The following is a 17,291-nucleotide window of genomic DNA, read 5'->3' as shown; positions in this document are numbered from 1 at the left end:
TTGCACCTGACCTATGCCCTGCGCGCCTGCCGGGCAAGGGGGAATGGCCCGCAGGAATTGACCGGGGGAGGGGGCGCCGCCATGGCGCGCGCCCCCGTCGCGTCACATCGCTGCCTGCATCTCGTCGAGCGTCTCCGCGAGCGCGTCGACCATGAAATCGAGATCCGCCTGCGCCGAGATGAGCGGCGGGCAAAACGCCATCGCATCCATCATGTTGCGCGAGATCACGCCCTTGGCCTCGAGCCGCCGATTGGCCTGCACCCCAAGCGCACCGGGGGTCTCGCCGCCGGTTTTGGCCGCCTTGTCGAGGACCAGCTCGACCGCCGCGATCATGCCGACGCCCCGCACTTCACCGACCAGCGGATGATCGGAGAGCCCGCGCAGCCTCGACTGCATATGCGCGCCCATCTCCTGCGCCCGCGCCACGAGGTCGCGCTCTTCGATGATGGCAAGGGTTTCGAGCGCAATCGCCGCGCCGACAGGATGGCCGCCACCGGTAAACCCATGGCCCAGCACGCCGATCTTGTTCGTCTCATCCGCGATGGGTTCGAACACACGCTCATTCATCATGAAGGCCGAGAGCGGGAAATAGGTCGAGGTGATCTGCTTCGACATGACGAGGATATCGGGCTCGATCCCGAAGGTCTGGCTGCCGAACATCTGCCCGGTGCGGCCAAAGCCACAGATCACCTCATCGGCGATCAACAGGATGTCATATTTGCGCAGCACCGCCTGGATCTTTTCCCAATAGGTCGCGGGCGGCACGATCACCCCGCCAGCGCCCATCACCGGCTCGCCGATGAAGGCGGCGATCGTCTCTGGCCCCTCGGCGAGGATCATCTGTTCGAGCTCCTCGGCACGGCGGCTGGCAAAGGCCTCTTCCGTCTCGCCGTCCTGCGCGTCGCGATAGTGATGCGGGCTGCCGGTGTGCAGCACATTGGCAATCGGCAGGTCGAACGACCGGTGATTGTTGGGCAGACCGGTGAGGCTCGCCGAGGCGATGGTCACCCCGTGATAGCCGCGCTGACGGCTGATGATCTTCTTCTTCTCCGGCGTGCCCATGGCGTTCGAGCGATACCAGATGAGCTTCATCACCGTGTCATTCGCCTCCGATCCGGAGTTGGTGTAGAACACCTTGCTCATCGGCACCGGCGCGATGCTGATCAGCTTTTCCGCCAGATCAATCGCCGGCCCGTGCGATTTGGAATTGAAATTGTGGTAATAGGGCAGCTTGGCCATCTGGTTGCTCGCCGCCTTGACCAGCCGCTCTTCGCCAAAGCCGAGCCCCGCGCTCCACAGGCCCGACATGGCCTCGAAATACTTCTTGCCCGTACTGTCGAACACATAGGCCCCCTCGCCACGGTCGATGACCACCGGGCCATTCTCCTGATGGGCGCGGGCGTTGGTATAGCTGTGCATGTGATAGGCGACGTCGCGCGCCTCGATAGAGTTTGGGTTGACGGACATGTTTTGGCCTCCCTGAGCCTTGTCCTGCGTCATCCCCGACGCTGTAAAACAAGGGCTTTCTTGAAATGACATTTGATCGCGCCGAGTCGATGACCCGCAGTGACATAGCGACCTTAGCCGATAAGATATAACACACAACAAATTTATTGCATTGGGTTAACGGATCGTGCAGCCTGCCCGGGAATGGCCGGGCGCTGCCGCGGCAGGGGATGAATGTTTCAACAGGAAAGCCAAGGATTTGCGGGCAATTTACCATCCGGATCAGGCCGGGCATGACCCATCGTTTTTCCTCGTCAAAGGCCGGGTCGAGCGCAGCAAGGATTCGCCGGACCGGGTAGAGCATCTGCTCGCCGGGCTGGCCCAGCTCGGGCTTCCGGTCGAGATGCCACAGGATTTCGGCATGGGGCCGATCGCGGCGGTCCATTCGCCGGAATATCTGCAGTATTTCACCTCGGCCTATGACCGCTGGTAGGCGCTTCCCGGCGATCCCGGTCCCGAAGTGGTGCCCAATATTCACCCCAACCACTATGCCGCAACCTATCCGACAAGCGTCGTCGGCCAGACCGGCTGGCATATGAGCGACACCAACTGTCCCATCGGGCCGCGCAGCTTTGCGGCGGCTTACAGGTCCGCGCAATCGGCGCTGACCGCCGCCGAGATCGTGATGCAGGGCGCGCCGCACGCCTATGCGCTCTGTCGGCCGCCGGGGCATCACGCCTATGGCGATATGGCGGGCGGCTCGTGTTTTCTCAACAATTCCGCCGTCGCGGCGCAGGCCTTGCGGGCGCGCCATGCGCGGGTGGCGATCCTCGATATCGACATCCACCATGGCAACGGGACCCAGGGGATTTTCTACGACCGCGCCGATGTGCTCACCGTGTCGATCCACCGCGACCCGGCCGAGTTCTACCCGTTCCATTGGGGCCACGCCTGCGAACGCGGCGCGGGCGTGGGGGAGGGCTATAATCTCAACCTGCCGCTGCCGCCCGCGACCGGCGATGATCTCTATCTGCGCAGCCTCGATGCGGCCTTGGATCGGATTGCGCTCTATGCGCCCACGGCGCTCGTCGTGGCCACCGGGCTCGATGCGTCAGAGGCCGATCCCTATGCTGGCGCCTCGGTCACAACGGGCGGATTTTTCCGCATCGGCGCGGCGATTGCCGCGCTCGGCCTGCCCACGGTCTATTGCCAAGAGGGCGGTTATGTCTCTGAGATACTGAGTGAAAACCTCGCATCTTTCCTTGGAGGTGCCTGTTCTTCAGGCGTCTTAGCATGACGCGGATGCCCGTTCACGGACCCGTCCAAGGAATCGTGTTGCATGTTGCATCAAGGGGGCTACGCTGTGCGCAGGGGCGCCATCCCGGCTTTGCCAGCCTTGGCAGAGAGGGTCCAACTGGCCGCTCGCCACAAAGTTAAAAACCGGGAAACACCGGGGAACCAACAGGAGAAAACACCCATGAAGAAAGCACTTCTTTCCGGCCTGATCGGCGCCGCCATGGTGGCGACAGCCGCAATGGCCGAGCCCAAATCGGGCGGCCGGATCAATGTCGTCGTCCAGCCGGAACCGCCGGGGCTGATGCTCGGTCTGATCCAGAACGGCCCGACCCAGAACGTCGCGGGCAACATCTATGAAAGCCTGCTGCGCTACGACAAGGATCTCAATCCGCAGCCGTCGCTCGCCAAGGAATGGACCGTCTCGGACGACGGGCTCACCTATACGTTCAAGCTGCACAGCGGCGTGAAATGGCATGATGGCGAAGATTTCTCGGCCGATGACGTGGTGTTCTCCGCCGATGTCTTTCTGCGTGAAACCCATGCGCGGTTCCGCGTCGGTCTCGAACATGTCGAGAGCATCACCGCCCCCGATGCCGAAACCGTTGTGTTCCAGCTGAAAAACCCCTTCGGCCCCTTCCTCGGCATGTTCGAGGCGGGCACCATGCCGATCGTGCCCAAGCACATCTATGAAGGCACCAGCTTCAAGGACAACCCGGCCAATGCCACGCCCATCGGCACCGGCCCGTTCAAGTTTGAGGAATGGAAGAAGGGCAGCTATATCCATCTCGTGAAGAACGAGGATTACTACATCGACGGTCTGCCCTATCTCGACGAGATTTACTGGCAGGTGATCCCCGATGCCGCGGCCCGCGCCGTGGCCTTTGAAACCGGCCAGATTGACGTGCTGCCCGGCGGCTCGGTCGAGAATTTCGACGTGCCGCGCCTCGCCGGTATGGACAATGTCTGCACCACCACCGAGGGCTGGGAATTCTTCGCGCCGCATTCCTTCATGTGGGTGAACAACCGCGAAGGCTGGACCGCCAAGCCGAAATTCCGTCAGGCGCTCATGTATGCGATGAACCGCGAGTTCATGAAAGACGTGATCTGGAACGGCTATGCCGAAGTGGCCCATAGCCCGGTGTCGTCCAAGACCCGTTTCTACGACACGGATGTCGCCAAATACGAGTTCGATCCCGAAAAGGCCAAGGCGCTTCTGGACGAGGTCGGCTATGACGGCACCCCGGTGCGCATCCTGCCCTTGCCCTATGGCGAGACCTGGAACCGCTGGGCCGAAGCGGTCAAGCAGAACCTCGACGCGGTCGGCGTCAAGACCGAGATCGTCGCCACCGATGTGGCGGGCTGGAACCAGAAGCTCTCGGATTGGGATTTCGATCTCGGCTTCACCTATCTCTACCAATATGGCGATCCGGCGCTCGGCGTGGGGCGGAGCTATATCTCTTCCAACATCGCCAAGGGCAGCCCGTGGAACAACGTCTCGGGCTATGAGAATGCCGAGGTGGATCAGCTCTTTGCCGATGCGGCCCTCAAGGCCAGCGCGGCCGAGCGCCAAGAGCTCTACACCAAGGCCCAGGCCCAGATCGTCGAAGACGTGGCCGCGGCCTGGCTGCTCGAACTGTCCTTCCCGACGATCTACCGCTGCGACGTCAAGGATCTCGTGACCACCGCCATCGGCGTGAATGACGGGTTCAAGGACGCCTGGCTCGACCGCTGAGCCCTTCGGTAACTGACCAAAGGCCCGGGCGACATCCGTCCGGGCCACCCCAACACAGGCGGACCCATGCAAACGCTGCGATATATTCTCATGAGGCTTGCGAAGGCGGCGGTCATCCTCTTCGCCATCGTCATCCTCAACTTCTGTCTCATTCACGCGGCCCCGGGCGATCCGGCGGCGGTCATGGCGGGCGAGGCGGGGGCCTCTGACGAACTTTTCCTGCAGCAATTGCGCGAAAAATTCGGCCTCGATCAGCCCTTCCATATCCAGCTTTGGAAATACATCTCCGGGCTGCTGCAGCTCGACATGGGCTATTCCTACCGGCAGGACGCGCCGGTTTGGGATCTCATCATGGACCGGCTTCCCGCGACGCTCTTGCTCACCGGCGCGGCCTTTGTGCTGTCGATCGTGCTGGGCGTGGTCGCAGGCGTCATGGCGGCGGTTCGCGTCGGCAAATGGGCCGATACCGCGATCACCGTGGCGGCGCTCCTGCTCTATGCCACGCCGCTCTTTTGGGTGGCGCTCATGGCAATCCTTCTCTTCTCGGTACAGCTCGGCTGGTTCCCGTCCTACGGGATGGAAAGCATCGGCAGCGAGCTGACGGGCTTTCGCTACTGGCTCGACGTGGCGCATCATCTGGTGCTGCCCGCGACCACGCTGGGGCTCTTCTTCACCGCCATCTATGCCCGCATGACCCGCGCCTCCTTCCTCGAAACCGCGGCCGAGGATTTCGTCAAGACCGCCCGCGCCAAGGGCCTGTCGGAAGGGCGCATCGCCCGCCGCCATATCCTGCGCAACGCGATCCTGCCGGTGGTGACCCTCGCCGGGCTTCAGGCCGGACAGATCGTCGGCGGCGCGGTGCTGACCGAAACGGTCTTTGCCTGGCCCGGCATCGGGCGGCTGATGTTCGATGCGCTGTTGCAGCGCGACTATAATGTGCTGCTCGGGGTCTTTCTGATCTCTTCGGCGATGGTCCTCCTCTTCAACCTGATCACCGACCTTATCTACCTGCTGGTCGATCCCCGTATCGAGCTGAACACATGAACGCGTTTATGAAAAACTTCCTCCGCAACAAGGGCGCGGTGGCCGGTCTCATCCTGCTGTCGATCGTGGTGATCGTCGCGGTCATCGCCCCGTTCATCTATCCGCAATCGCCCTGGACCATGGTGCAGCGCCCGTTTCAACCGCCAATGGCGCTCGACGGGTTCTATTTTGGCACCGACGTGCTCGGCCGCGACATTGGCGCCGGGCTGGCGCATGGGGCGCGGGTGTCGCTCATCGTCGGGCTGGTCTCGACGCTGGTGGCGCTGCTGATCGGCTTGCCGATCGGGGCGCTCGCCGGTTATTTCGGCGGCATCTGGGACGACATCCTGATGCGTTTCACCGAGTTCTTTCAAACCATCCCGAGCTTTGCGCTGGCCATCGTCATCGTCGCCATCCTGCAACCCTCGCTGAGCGGCATCGTCCTTGCCATCTCCATCGTGAGCTGGCCACCGGTGGCGCGTCTGGTGCGCGGCGAATTCCTGTCGCTGCGATCGCGGGAATATGTTCAGGCGGCGATCCTGTCGGGCCTGTCGCCGATGAACATCATCTTTCGCCAGATCCTGCCCAACGCCATCTCGCCAATCATCGTACTGGCCTCGCTCATGGTGGCGAGCGCCATCCTGCTCGAGAGCGCGCTGTCCTTCCTCGGGCTCGGCGATCCCAATGTGATGAGCTGGGGCTATATGATCGGCGCCGGGCGCACCGTGCTGCGGCAGGCATGGTGGATCTGCGTCTTTCCGGGGCTTGCCATCCTCTTCACCGTGCTGGCGCTGAACCTGATCGGCGAAGGGCTCAATGATGCGCTCAACCCGCGTCTGGCGCGGAAAGGACGGTGAGACCATGGTGATTTCTGTCAAAGACCTGAGCGTCGCCCTGCCCGAAGGGGCCGACCGGCCCCATGCCATGACCGGCATCACGTTTGACGTGGCGGCGGGCGAGGTGCTCTGCATCGTCGGCGAAAGCGGCTCGGGTAAATCCGTCACCGCCAATACGATCATGAACCTGCTGCCGCCGGGGCTCACCCCGGTGTCCGGCACCATCGAAATGGGCGGGCGCGATCTGCTCAAGCTCTCGGATGCGGAAAAGCGTCAGATGCGCGGCTCCGAGGTCGCGATGATCTTCCAGGAACCGATGACCGCGCTCAACCCGTTGATGCGGATCAAGGATCAGATCGCCGAGGTCTTCGAGGCCCATGGCGCCTTCAGCAAGGAAGAGCGCGAGGCCAAGGCGCTCAAACTCGTCGAAGAGGTGGGGCTTCCCGACCCGCCCAAGATCCTGCGCGCCTATCCGTTTCAGCTCTCGGGCGGCCAGCGGCAGCGGGTGATGATCGCCATGGCGTTGGCGCTCGAGCCCAAGCTCCTGATCGCCGATGAACCGACCACCGCGCTCGATGTCACGACCCAGGCGCAGATCCTCAAACTGGTGCGCAACCTGCAGGACAGACACGGCATGGCGGTGCTCTTCATCACCCATGACATCGGCGTCGTGGCCGAGATCGCCGACCGGGTGATCGTCATGCGGCAAGGCGAGATCGTCGAGCAGGGGGCCACCGCCGATGTCATCGGCGCGCCTCAGACCGACTACACCCGTCGTCTGATCAACGCGGTGCCCTCGCTCATCCCGCCCGCGCCCCGCGATCTGAGCGCCGACAAGGTGACTGTCTCGGTCACCGGGCTGGAGAAAACCTTTGTCACCAGCGGCGGCTTTTTCACCCCGAAACGCGAGGTCCGCGCCATCGACAAGGTGAGCTTTGATCTCAAACGTGGCGAAACCCTCGGCATCGTCGGCGAAAGCGGCTCGGGCAAATCGACCACCGGCCGCTGCATCGCCCGGCTGATGGAGCCCAACGCAGGCGAAATTCGCCTTGGCGAGCTCGACTGGGGCGCGCTCGCCTCGCGCGAGCTGCGGGCCCAGCGCAACCGCGTCCAGATGGTGTTTCAAGACCCCTATGCCTCGCTCAACCCGCGCAGCAAGATCGCCACGATCCTCACCGAAGGCGCGGTGGCACAGGGTCAGGACAAGCAAGAGGCGCTCGCCTATGCGCGCGAATTGCTCGAAACCGTTGGGCTCGATGCCTCGAGCCTCGACCGCTACCCGCATGAGTTTTCCGGCGGCCAGCGGCAGCGGATCGGCATCGCCCGCGCCCTGATGATGCGCCCGGAAATCCTCATCGCGGATGAGGCGGTCTCGGCGCTCGACGTGTCGGTTCAGGCGCAGGTGCTCGACCTCTTTCAGAAGCTGCGCGAGATGTTCAACCTGTCGATCATCTTCATCACCCATGACCTCTGCGTCGCGGCGCAGGTCTGCGACCGTATCCTCGTCATGCATCAGGGTGGCGTGGTCGAGGCGGGCAGCACCGCCGAAGTCTTTGCCGCGCCAAGCCATGATTATACCCGCTCGCTTCTGGCGGCGGTGCCGGGCTGGAAGGACGACAGCCCGCTGCGCCGCACCCGCGCCACGGGCTGAGCGCCACAGGATTGCCCGGCGGGCCGCCCCGCCGGGTCTCACGATATTTGATTTGAAAAGGCGATTGCGATGAACGGCGCTGAATCCATTGTGAAATCTTTGACGGCGGCGGGGATCGACCGATGTTTCGCCAATCCCGGCACCTCCGAGATGCATTTTCTCGCAGCCCTCGACCGGGTCGGCGGCATCGACTGTTCGCTCTGCCTGTTCGAAGGCGTGGTGACCGGCGCCGCCGATGGCTATGCCCGGATGGCGGGCAAACCGGCGCTGACGCTTCTGCATTGCGGGCCGGGGCTCGCCAATGGTCTGGCCAATCTCCACAATGCCAAACGGGCGCGCACGCCGATGCTCAACATCGTGGGCGATCACGCGCGCGACCATGTGCGCTTCAACACGCCGCTGACCTCCGATGTGGTGAACATTGCGCGGCCCTTCTCGGATTGGGTGCGCAAGATCGACCGCCCCGAGGATATCGCCCGCGACGTGTCCGAGGCCATCGCGGCGTCCTCCGGCCCCAAGGGCGGCATCGCGACGCTGGTCCTGCCCACCGATCTCGCCTGGGGCCCCGGTCCCGCACCGCTCAGTTCCGCGCCGCAGGTCCCCGGTCTCGACCCCGTGGCCGACGAGGTCATCGCCGAGGCCGCCGCCATCATCGAACGTGGCGAGCCGGTGCTGATCTTCGCCACCGGCCCGGCGCTGAGCGAGGCCGGCACCCGCGCGCTGGGCCGTCTCGCAAGCCTCGCCCATGTCGAATATCTCGCGCCGGTGAACGGCCCCCGCTACGACCGTGGCGCAGGCCGCGTCGACATCGCCCGCATCCCCTATGATCCCGGCCTCGCCCGCGCCCGCATCGGCCATATCAAACATATCCTGCTGGTCGGCACGGACGAGCCCGCCTCGTTCTTCGCCTATCCCGACACGCCCGGCAGCGTGGTGCCCGAAGGCTGCACCCTCCACCGCTTCAGCGAGGCCGGCATGGATGCCGTTGCCGGGCTCGAGGCGCTGGCCGACCGGCTCGGCACCGGGGCCACAGCCTACCGCGTGACCGAACGCATCGAAACCGCTCGCCCCAGCGGCGCGATCACCCCCACCAGCCTCGCCGCCGCCATTGCCGCCACCCTGCCAGAGCACGCCATCATCTGCGACGAAGGGCTGACCCAGGGCCGCGAGGTCATGCCCGCCACGACCCATGGCCCGCCGCACAGCTGGGTGCAGATCACCGGCGGCGCGATTGGCAACGGGCTGCCGCTGGCGCTCGGGGCGGCGATGGGCGCCCGCGATCGGCGCGTCGTCTCGGTGCAGGCCGATGGCAGCGGGCTCTTCACCTTGCAGGCGCTCTGGAGCCAGGCCCGCGAAGGGCTCGACGTGACCACGGTGATCCTCGCCAATCAGAGCTATGAGATCCTCAAGGGCGAAATGGCCAATATCGGCGTGCCGACCCCCGGACCGCTGGCCCAGGACATGATGAGCCTGCAAAACCCCGCCATCGACTGGCTGGCGCTGTCCAAGGGCTTTGGCGTGCCCGCCGCCCGCGCCGAGGATGCCGAGACGCTGATGCAGCTCCTCGAGCAGAGCTATGCCACCCCCGGCCCCTTCCTCATCGAGGCGCGGATCGGGTGAGGGCGCGGTTTGACGGTTCCCTGCGCGGGAAGTCTTGGATATATTCGCACGGCTTATAGGGTTAGATAGGAAATTCCGATATGAGAGCACAGCCGGACCCAGAGGGGCAGCGACATGCCTGAGTTCGAGGCGGTCAGCAAGGAAACCCTTGGCACAACGGTCTATAACCGGATCCGGCAGGCTATTCTCAACGGCGATTTCCGCCCCGGGGACAAGGTCAAGATCCGCGAGATCGCCGGTCAGATGGCGGTGAGCGGCACGCCGGTGCGCGATGCGCTGCTGCAACTCGTGATGGAACGCGCCCTCGAAATGCCAAGCCCGCGCGAAATCCGCGTGCCGCATCTGAGCGGCGCGGAACTGGCCGAAATCCGGCTCCTGCGGGTGACGCTCGAAGGCATGGCCGCCGAGGCCGCCGCCGCCCGCGCCACGCCACAGGACATCGCCCGTCTCGAAGAGCTCAACGACACGATCCTCACCGCCTTTGCCGAGGGCGACGCCCATCTCGCCCTGTCGCATAACCGCGCCTTCCACAGCCATCTCTACCGGCTGTCGGGGATGGAGGTCGCCGCCGAAATCCTCGACCGGCTCTGGCTGCGCATGGCACCGCTGATCGCCAGCTGGGCGAGCTATGCCGAGGCCGATGATTTCGTCCGCCACCATTACCCCGTGATCGACGCGCTGAAACGTGGCGACGGCCCGGCGGCGCGACAGGCCATTGCCGATGACATCGTGGCCAGCGGGATCAAGATCGACGACATCCGCGACTGACCGCGCCCAGCGCGAAACCAAGCCCCGCCCCCCGTTGCCTTCACCGTGGCCCGCCCGTACTCTGGGCGCAAGAGAGACGCGTGCCTGCCAGCGGCGGCGCAGCGCGCTCGCGTGACGGATGGTGGATGACAGAATGAAGATCGATCTCAACTCGGATCTGGGCGAAAGTTTCGGCCCCTGGCAGATGGGCAATGACGCGGCGATGCTGCAACTGGTGAACAGCGCCAATATCGCCTGTGGCGGCCATGCCAGCGACCCGGAAACGATGTTTCAGACCCTCAAGACCGCTGCCGACCGTGGCGTCCATGTGGGCGCGCACCCCGGCTATAACGACCGCGAAGGTTTTGGCCGCCGGGTGATCCCGATGCAGCCCGCCGAAATCGGCCGCATGGTCGCGGCCCAGATCGGTGCGCTGCAAGCGATGGCGCGGCTCGTTCCGGTCAAGGTGCATTACGTCAAGGCCCATGGCGCGCTGGCCAATCTCGCGGCGGGCAACAAGGAGGTGGCGCTTGCCATCGCCCGCACGGTCCACGCCATTGATCCCGATCTGGCCCTGCTGGCCATCTCTGGCACCTGTCTCGAAGAGGCGGGGCGCGAGCTGGGGCTTGCGACCTATTCCGAGATATTTGCCGACCGGGGCTATCAGAGCAACGGTCAGCTGGTGCCGCGCGGCTCTGACGGGGCGATGATCCATGACGCGGACGCGGCGGCAGAGCGGCTGCTCGATTTTCTCAAGACCGGGCTGATGCCGGTGGTCGATGGTGATCCGATCCCGCTCAAGGCGCAATCCATCTGCGTGCATGGCGACGGGCCAAGCGCGGTCGCCATGGCCCAGCAGATCCGCGCCCGGCTCGAGGCCGAAGGCGTGGCCTTTGCCCCCTTCACGGCGGGCTGACCATGCAAGAGCTGACATTCCTTCCCGTGGCCGATCACGCGCTCATGGTGCAGCTCGGCACCGAGGTGAGCGAAGCGCTGAGCGCGCAGGTGGTCGCGCTGGACAAGGCGATTTCGGCGGCCGGGATCGAAGGCGTGCAGGAAACCGTGCCCGCCTTCGTCAACCTGCTGGTCGAGTTTGACCCGCTGGTGACGGATCACGCGACGCTGCAGGCGCAGATCACAGGCTGTGCCGAACGCGCTGAGGTGCGTGACAACGCCGGCACGCTGCATGAGGTGCCGGTCTGCTACGATGCCGATCTCGCCCCCGATCTCGCGGCGGTCGCCGAGGCCCGGGGCATCAGCGAGGAAGAGGCCATCGCGCTACACCTCTCCGGCGATTACCGCGTCGGCATGTATGGTTTCGCGCCGGGCTATGCCTATCTCTCCGGCGTGCCCGAGGCGTTGCGCGTCCCGCGCAAACCCGCCCCGGTGCGGGGCATCCCGCGTGGCGCGGTGCTCATCGCCGGGCCGCAATGTCTCGTCACCACGCTCAAGATGCCGACCGGCTGGTCGATCATCGGCCGCTCGCCGACCGAGGTGCTTTGCAACGACCCGGCACGGCCCTTTCTGTTCGACGTGGGCGACCGGATCAAATTCCGCCGCATCGACCGCGCCGAATTCGACGCAAGCTATCGGGAGGATGCGACATGAGCGACGCAGAGTTCCGGGTGCAATTCGCAGGCCCGCTGGTGAGCTTTCAGGACGCCGGGCGGCGCGGTCACATGCGTTTTGGCGTCCCGGCCTCCGGCCCGATGGATCGGCTCGCCTACCGCGCCGCGCTCGCCGCGCTGGGGGCGACGGCGGACGCCACGGTGATCGAGGTCTCGATGGGCGGGCTACAGCTCGAATGCGTGTCGGGCCGGCTCTCGCTCGCGCTCGCGGGCGGCGATTTTCATATCGAGATCGGCGGCACCAAGCTCAGCGGCTGGGTGGTGTTCGAGATCGAGGCCGGGCAAAGGCTCAGCATCCGCCCCGGCAAGCAGGGCAGCTGGGCCTATCTCGCCTTCGCGGGCGATCTGCAGGCCGAGCGTTGGCTCGGTCATGCGGCGACTCACTCGACCTCTGGCTTCGGCGGCGGGCAGTTGCAGACGGGACAGCGGCTGCGCGTGGAAAACGCCCAGCTGCGCGAGGATCGGCATGGTCAGATCGCCTTGGCAGAGCTGCGAAACATGGCCGATCCGATGCGCGTAGTGATGGGTCCGCAGGACCGTTGCTTTACCGACACAATACTGTCGTCTTACCGACAGGAGGAATTTCGCCTCACCGACGCCTATGACCGGATGGGCGTGCGGCTTTCGGGGCCGGAATTGACCCTCTCCGAGGCGCTCTCGATCCCGTCCGAGCCGATCACCCGCGGCTCTGTTCAGGTCTCGGGCGACGGGGTGGCGACGGTGCTTTTGGCCGATCACCAGACCACCGGCGGCTATCCCAAGATCGCCACGATTCTGGCCTGTGACACCGACCGTCTGACCCAGCTTCGCGCCGGGGATTCCTTGCGTTTTCAACCGGTTAGCGCCGAGGAGGCCGTGACGATCAGCCGGTCCTACGCCGCCGCGCTTGACGCCTATCTGGCCGAGATCGGCGAGCCCAAAGGCACCTTGGCCCAGCGCCTCATGCGCGAGAACCTGATCAGCGGCTATGAGCTGAGTGCCGAGGCGAATGACGCGGCAGAACCCGGAGGCAGCGCACGTAAATGACCAAGCAATTACAATCTGTTACCCTCTCCCGTCCCGGCGACGAACACCGGTTTTCGGTCCGTGTCTACTATGAAGACACCGACATGGGCGGCATCGTTTACCACGCCAATTACCTCAAATTCATCGAACGCGCCCGCAGCGACTGGGTCCGGGGCCTCGGCGTCGATCAGGTCGCGATGAAAGAAGACGGCATCGCCTTCGCCGTCCGCCGCGTCGAGGCCGATTACCTCATGGCCGCGAAATTCGACGACCAGCTCGAGGTCCTCACCCGCTGCCTCTCCGTCTCTGGCGCGCGGCTGATGATGGAGCAACAAGTCATGCGCGGCGAGGACCTGATTTTCTCGGCCGTGGTGACGATCGTCTGCATCAGTGACGCTGGCCAACCCGTGCGTCTCCCGGCGAATATCCGCCTGCTGCTGCACTAAGAACGGTATTTTGCCGCGCATGATGCGCTTGTTATTGGCTTTCCCCGTGAAACTGCGCTAGATTTCCTGCAAAACAAGGCCAAATAAAAAACGGCCACCACAAAAAGAGCAGGCAGATGGAAGCAGAAACTCTGGCGTTGGCACAGGAGATGGACTTCTCCATGTGGGCGCTTTTCGCGCGAGCAACGATTGTTGTTAAATTGGTCATGCTGATGTTGATCATCGCATCCTTTTGGGCATGGTCGATCATCATTCAAAAACTCATCATGTATCGCAAGGCCCGGGCCGAGGCCGAACGTTTCGATCAGCGATTCTGGTCTGGCGAGCCGCTGGATGAACTCTTTGACGAGATCGGCACCGAGGCCAGTGGACAATCCGAGAGGGTGTTCGCCGCCGGCATGACCGAATGGCGCCGCAGCCACCGCAATGACGGCGGGATGATCGCCAATGCCACCGCCCGGATCGACCGGTCGATGGATGTGGCCATCGTCAAGGAAAGCGAAGATTTGCAGAGCGGGCTGTCGGTGCTCGCCACGGTCGGTTCGACCGCGCCCTTCGTCGGTCTCTTCGGCACCGTCTGGGGGATCATGCACGCCTTTATCGGCATCGCCGAGGAACAGAACACCAACCTCGCCGTCGTGGCACCGGGTATCGCCGAGGCGCTTCTTGCGACCGGGCTCGGTCTTCTCGCCGCGATCCCGGCGGTGATTTTCTACAACAAGCTCAGCGCGGATGTGGACCGGATCGTCGCAGGCTACGAGGCCTTCGCCGACGAGTTCGCGACCATTCTCAGCCGTCAGTTGGATAGCTGAGCCATGGGCGCGGGTGTGGTTCAAAAAACCGGAGGTGGTGGCCGCCGACGCCGCGGGCGCGGCCGGTCACGCCCGATGGCCGAGATCAACGTGACGCCCTTTGTCGACGTCATGCTGGTGCTCTTGATCATCTTCATGGTGGCTGCCCCGTTGATGACGGTGGGCGTGCCGGTCGAGTTGCCGAAAACCGCCGCCAATGCGCTTGCCGGGGAACAGGAAGAGCCGCTGGCGATTACCATCACTGCCGAGGGCGTCGTGATGATCCAGACGACCGAAGTGGCCCGTGACGAGCTGGTGAGCAAGCTGCGCGCCATCGCGGCAGAGCGTGACGGCAGCAAGGTCTTCCTGCGCGCCGATGGGGCTGTGCCCTATGCGGATGTCGTGCAGGTCATGGGCGCGCTCAACCGGGGTGGGTTCGACGATATCGGGCTCGTGACGGATGCTGGTGGTCCGACACTGGATAATGCGAGCAACTGATGGCCACCGCCATGAACACGGGTCAGATTATATCAGGGGCAGGGCATACCGTGTTGATCGGTTGGCTGCTCTTTGGCGGTGCGTTCAACACCGATCCGATCCCGTTTGAGGTGACCCAGGTGACGGCGATTTCGACAGAGGAATTCGAGGCGTTGATGGCGGTGGAACGCGCGCCCAATGCGGCGTCTTCCGTGACCGAGCCGACCCCGCCCGAGACGGTCGAGCCGCCGGCACCGGCGCTTTCGTCACAGACGGATGCGGAGACGGCACAGACCCCACCGACACCGGCCGAACCGATCACCCCGGACCCGACGCCGGAGCCGCCCGCCCCGACGCCGCGCCCCGAGGCGCAGGTCGAGGATACGGCCCCCGTCCTGCCGAGCCCGCCGCAGGACACGGCGGTTCTGCTGCCCGAGAAATCCCTGCGCCCCAAACCGCGTCCGGCCCCCCGTGTGGCCCCGGAACAGGTCGCCCCGCCCGAGCCGGAAACGGCCATCGACGATGTCGTGCGCGAAGAGGTTGTGGCAGATGACACAGCCACGACGCAGCGCGAAGAAGCCGAGGCAACCGCGCCCGAAGAGGCCGCGACCGAGATCGTGACCGAGGCCGAAGAGGGCGGTGGTCCTATCGCCCCCACCGCGTCGATGCGGCCCAAGACCCGCCCCGAGCGGCCCACGCAAGCCGCTGAGGCCAAACCGGAAACCCAGCCCGAAACGCCGAAACCGGCGACGCCGAAGCCCGCAGAGACGGATAATTCCGCGGTGCAGGACGCGCTAGCTGCGGCTTTGGGGCAGGCGAGTGAGCCTGCGCCCGACACCGCGCCGAGCGGGCCGCCCCTGACGGGCGGTGAAAAAGACGCGCTGCGCGTGGCGGTGCAGTCCTGCTGGAACGTGGGGTCTCTCAGCACCGAGGCGCTCGGCACCACGGTGGTGGTGACGGTCGATATGGGCGAAGATAGCAAACCGATAAACGGGTCAATCAAGATGATCGGATCAAGCGGCGGCAGCGCTGCGGCGGCGGGGCAGGCCTTTGAGGCGGCGCGCCGGGCGATCATTCGCTGTGGCAGTAGTGGGTTCAACTTGCCGATTGAGAAATACGGTCAGTGGAAAACCATCGAGATGACCTTCAACCCGGAGAATATGAGGATCAAATGATGTATCGCATGATGACACTCGCGCTGGCCTGTCTGGTGGCGTTTCAGGCTCCGGCTCTGCAGGCCCAGGACGGTCCCCTGCGGCTCGAGATCAAGGAAGGGGTGATCGAACCGATGCCTTTTGCCGTGCCGGATTTCGTCCCTGAAAGCGGCGCTGCCGAAGAATTGTCGCGCAATATCGCGCGGGTCGTGGCGGCCGATCTCTCGGGCACCGGGCTCTTTCGCGAGATTTCCCAAGACGCGTTCATCAGCCGCGTCACCAGCTTTTCGAGCCCGGTGCAATTTGCCGATTGGAAAGCGATCAACGCGCAGGCGCTTGTCACCGGGGCCGTGGCCGTCGACGGAACGGGCCGGGTGACGGCCAAGTTCCGCGTCTGGGACGTGTTTGCGGGGCAAGAGCTCGGCAGCGGGTTGCAATTTGTCGGCACGGTCGATGGCTGGCGGCGGATCGCGCATAAGGTGGCGGATCAGGTCTATAGCCGGATCACCGGGGAGGGCGGCTATTTCGACAGCCGCGTCGTTTTCGTGTCCGAGACCGGACCCAAGGATAACCGTGCCAAGCGTCTCTCGATCATGGATTACGACGGTGCGAACCTGAAATACCTGACCGACAGCTCGTCCATCGTGCTTGCCCCGCGGTTCTCGCCCACGGGCGACCGGGTGCTCTATACAAGCTATGAAAGCGGCTTCCCCCGGGTCTATGTTCTCGACGTGGCAAGCGTGAGCCGCCGCCTCTTGGAGAGCCAAGATGGCACGATGAGCTTTGCGCCGCGCTTTAGCCCGGATGGCCGCACGGTGGTCTATTCGCTGATCCAGGGTGGCAACACCGACATCTATACGATGGACATTGCCACGGGGGCGAGCCAGCGCCTGACCAATGCGCCGTCGATCGAGACCGCCCCGAGCTTTAGCCCAGATGGCCGCCAGATCGTCTTTGAAAGCGATCGCAGCGGGACGAACCAGATCTATGTGATGAACGCTCAGGGCGGCGAAGCCCGGCGGATCAGCGGTGGCACCGGCCAATATGGCACGCCGGTCTGGTCGCCGCGTGGGGATTACATCGCCTTTACCAAGCAATCCAAGGGCCGGTTCCATATCGGTGTCATGCGGGTGAATGGTGAGGAAGAGCGGCTCTTGACCGCGTCCTTCCTCGACGAGGGGCCGACTTGGTCGCCGAATGGCCGGGTGATCATGTTCACCCGGGAAACCCAAGGCGCGCAGGGGCAGTCGCGGCTGTGGTCCGTTGATATCACCGGGCGCAACCTGCGGCAGGTCCAGACACCGGGCGGTGCGAGCGACCCGAGCTGGTCGCCTTTGCAATAATTCGCCGGGACCTGCATGACGATTCCCATAAAGCTTGGGCTGTGATAGATAAGGGCTTAGGCAAGATGAAAACCACACCGACGACCAACAAACGCG

Annotated in this window: 18 protein-coding genes; 16 read left to right on the top strand and 2 right to left on the bottom strand. The window is 64.4% G+C overall.

The genetic code is table 11. The features are described from left to right. Nucleotides 1-102: 102 nt before the first annotated feature. Nucleotides 103-1,467, bottom strand: a complete 1,365-nt coding sequence (locus ISM_RS03345; RefSeq protein ID WP_040618275.1) for an aspartate aminotransferase family protein — start codon at nucleotides 1,465-1,467, stop codon at nucleotides 103-105. Nucleotides 1,468-1,705: 238 nt separating this feature from the next. Here ISM_RS03345 and ISM_RS18625 point away from each other — a divergent pair, with 238 nt between their 5' ends. From ISM_RS18625 to ybgC, 12 genes are all read left to right on the top strand, one after another. Beyond that, nucleotides 1,706-1,939, top strand: coding sequence for a hypothetical protein (locus tag ISM_RS18625; protein ID WP_338053129.1), 234 nt, complete (start codon nucleotides 1,706-1,708; stop codon nucleotides 1,937-1,939). A 30-nt stretch (nucleotides 1,940-1,969) separates the two neighbouring features. Continuing rightward, nucleotides 1,970-2,743 carry a histone deacetylase family protein gene (locus tag ISM_RS03340; RefSeq protein WP_338053128.1) on the top strand — a complete coding sequence of 258 codons (774 nt, stop codon included), beginning with the start codon at nucleotides 1,970-1,972 and terminating at the stop codon, nucleotides 2,741-2,743. Nucleotides 2,744-2,923: 180 nt separating this feature from the next. Continuing rightward, complete coding sequence (locus tag ISM_RS03335) at nucleotides 2,924-4,474, top strand: ABC transporter substrate-binding protein (RefSeq protein ID WP_009812697.1); 1,551 nt, start codon at nucleotides 2,924-2,926, stop codon at nucleotides 4,472-4,474. A 66-nt stretch (nucleotides 4,475-4,540) separates the two neighbouring features. Further along, on the top strand, nucleotides 4,541-5,518 hold the full coding sequence (locus ISM_RS03330; RefSeq protein WP_040617815.1) for an ABC transporter permease: 978 nt from the start codon (nucleotides 4,541-4,543) through the stop codon (nucleotides 5,516-5,518). After that, nucleotides 5,515-6,354: an ABC transporter permease gene (locus tag ISM_RS03325; protein ID WP_009812695.1), complete on the top strand. Its 840-nt coding sequence runs from the start codon at nucleotides 5,515-5,517 to the stop codon at nucleotides 6,352-6,354. The genes ISM_RS03330 and ISM_RS03325 overlap by 4 nt, the downstream gene beginning before the upstream one ends. Nucleotides 6,355-6,358: 4 nt before the next feature. After that, the gene (locus ISM_RS03320; RefSeq protein WP_040617814.1) at nucleotides 6,359-7,984 is read left to right on the top strand and encodes an ABC transporter ATP-binding protein; all 1,626 of its coding nucleotides are present in this window, start codon (nucleotides 6,359-6,361) and stop codon (nucleotides 7,982-7,984) included. Between the two features lie 69 nt (nucleotides 7,985-8,053). Beyond that, nucleotides 8,054-9,604 (top strand): acetolactate synthase large subunit, encoded by a 1,551-nt coding sequence (locus tag ISM_RS03315; protein WP_009812693.1) that lies wholly within the window; start codon nucleotides 8,054-8,056, stop codon nucleotides 9,602-9,604. 114 nt (nucleotides 9,605-9,718) lie between these two features. Continuing rightward, nucleotides 9,719-10,372 (top strand): GntR family transcriptional regulator, encoded by a 654-nt coding sequence (locus tag ISM_RS03310; RefSeq protein ID WP_009812692.1) that lies wholly within the window; start codon nucleotides 9,719-9,721, stop codon nucleotides 10,370-10,372. A 133-nt stretch (nucleotides 10,373-10,505) separates the two neighbouring features. Then, a complete protein-coding gene (locus ISM_RS03305) occupies nucleotides 10,506-11,267 on the top strand; it encodes a LamB/YcsF family protein (RefSeq protein ID WP_009812691.1) in 762 nt (253 codons plus the stop codon). Between the two features lie 2 nt (nucleotides 11,268-11,269). Beyond that, nucleotides 11,270-11,959 (top strand): 5-oxoprolinase subunit B family protein, encoded by a 690-nt coding sequence (locus ISM_RS03300; RefSeq protein WP_009812690.1) that lies wholly within the window; start codon nucleotides 11,270-11,272, stop codon nucleotides 11,957-11,959. After that, nucleotides 11,956-13,005, top strand: a complete 1,050-nt coding sequence (locus ISM_RS03295; RefSeq protein WP_009812689.1) for a 5-oxoprolinase subunit C family protein — start codon at nucleotides 11,956-11,958, stop codon at nucleotides 13,003-13,005. Before ISM_RS03300 ends, ISM_RS03295 begins: the two co-directional genes overlap by 4 nt. After that, nucleotides 13,002-13,430 carry a tol-pal system-associated acyl-CoA thioesterase gene (ybgC, locus tag ISM_RS03290; RefSeq protein ID WP_050754100.1) on the top strand — a complete coding sequence of 143 codons (429 nt, stop codon included), beginning with the start codon at nucleotides 13,002-13,004 and terminating at the stop codon, nucleotides 13,428-13,430. The genes ISM_RS03295 and ybgC overlap by 4 nt, the downstream gene beginning before the upstream one ends. Nucleotides 13,431-13,461: 31 nt before the next feature. Here the strand turns inward: ybgC and ISM_RS18495 are convergent, their stop codons facing one another. After that, complete coding sequence (locus tag ISM_RS18495; protein WP_254655712.1) at nucleotides 13,462-13,683, bottom strand: hypothetical protein; 222 nt, start codon at nucleotides 13,681-13,683, stop codon at nucleotides 13,462-13,464. Between ISM_RS18495 and tolQ the strand changes: the two genes are divergently transcribed. Genes tolQ through tolB form a run of 4 tightly spaced genes read left to right on the top strand, consistent with a single transcriptional unit; the run spans nucleotide 13,580 to nucleotide 17,195 of the window. Then, a complete protein-coding gene (gene tolQ / locus ISM_RS03285) occupies nucleotides 13,580-14,242 on the top strand; it encodes a protein TolQ (RefSeq protein ID WP_246557592.1) in 663 nt (220 codons plus the stop codon). The two genes, ISM_RS18495 and tolQ, sit on opposite strands and share 104 nt — an antisense overlap. Nucleotides 14,243-14,245: 3 nt before the next feature. After that, nucleotides 14,246-14,719, top strand: a complete 474-nt coding sequence (tolR, locus tag ISM_RS03280) for a protein TolR (RefSeq protein WP_040617812.1) — start codon at nucleotides 14,246-14,248, stop codon at nucleotides 14,717-14,719. Then, entirely contained in the window at nucleotides 14,719-15,873 is a 1,155-nt protein-coding gene (locus ISM_RS03275) for a hypothetical protein (protein WP_009812685.1), read from the top strand. Before tolR ends, ISM_RS03275 begins: the two co-directional genes overlap by 1 nt. Further along, nucleotides 15,873-17,195, top strand: a complete 1,323-nt coding sequence (gene tolB / locus ISM_RS03270) for a Tol-Pal system beta propeller repeat protein TolB (RefSeq protein ID WP_009812684.1) — start codon at nucleotides 15,873-15,875, stop codon at nucleotides 17,193-17,195. The genes ISM_RS03275 and tolB overlap by 1 nt, the downstream gene beginning before the upstream one ends. Nucleotides 17,196-17,291: the final 96 nt, after the last annotated feature.

Source organism: Roseovarius nubinhibens ISM, assembly GCF_000152625.1.
Lineage (GTDB): Bacteria > Pseudomonadota > Alphaproteobacteria > Rhodobacterales > Rhodobacteraceae > Roseovarius > Roseovarius nubinhibens.
This window is presented reverse-complemented; position numbering and strand designations above follow the sequence as displayed.

Coding starts and splice junctions, on each gene's coding strand:
- ISM_RS03345 (WP_040618275.1), bottom strand. CDS start 1,467: ATGTCCGTCAACCCAAACTCTATCGAGGCGCGCGACGTCGCCTATCAC.
- ISM_RS03335 (WP_009812697.1), top strand. CDS start 2,924: ATGAAGAAAGCACTTCTTTCCGGCCTGATCGGCGCCGCCATGGTGGCG.
- ISM_RS03330 (WP_040617815.1), top strand. CDS start 4,541: ATGCAAACGCTGCGATATATTCTCATGAGGCTTGCGAAGGCGGCGGTC.
- ISM_RS03325 (WP_009812695.1), top strand. CDS start 5,515: ATGAACGCGTTTATGAAAAACTTCCTCCGCAACAAGGGCGCGGTGGCC.
- ISM_RS03320 (WP_040617814.1), top strand. CDS start 6,359: ATGGTGATTTCTGTCAAAGACCTGAGCGTCGCCCTGCCCGAAGGGGCC.
- ISM_RS03315 (WP_009812693.1), top strand. CDS start 8,054: ATGAACGGCGCTGAATCCATTGTGAAATCTTTGACGGCGGCGGGGATC.
- ISM_RS03310 (WP_009812692.1), top strand. CDS start 9,719: ATGCCTGAGTTCGAGGCGGTCAGCAAGGAAACCCTTGGCACAACGGTC.
- ISM_RS03305 (WP_009812691.1), top strand. CDS start 10,506: ATGAAGATCGATCTCAACTCGGATCTGGGCGAAAGTTTCGGCCCCTGG.
- ISM_RS03300 (WP_009812690.1), top strand. CDS start 11,270: ATGCAAGAGCTGACATTCCTTCCCGTGGCCGATCACGCGCTCATGGTG.
- ISM_RS03295 (WP_009812689.1), top strand. CDS start 11,956: ATGAGCGACGCAGAGTTCCGGGTGCAATTCGCAGGCCCGCTGGTGAGC.
- ybgC (WP_050754100.1), top strand. CDS start 13,002: ATGACCAAGCAATTACAATCTGTTACCCTCTCCCGTCCCGGCGACGAA.
- tolQ (WP_246557592.1), top strand. CDS start 13,580: ATGGACTTCTCCATGTGGGCGCTTTTCGCGCGAGCAACGATTGTTGTT.
- ISM_RS18495 (WP_254655712.1), bottom strand. CDS start 13,683: ATGATGATCGACCATGCCCAAAAGGATGCGATGATCAACATCAGCATG.
- tolR (WP_040617812.1), top strand. CDS start 14,246: ATGGGCGCGGGTGTGGTTCAAAAAACCGGAGGTGGTGGCCGCCGACGC.
- ISM_RS03275 (WP_009812685.1), top strand. CDS start 14,719: ATGGCCACCGCCATGAACACGGGTCAGATTATATCAGGGGCAGGGCAT.
- tolB (WP_009812684.1), top strand. CDS start 15,873: ATGTATCGCATGATGACACTCGCGCTGGCCTGTCTGGTGGCGTTTCAG.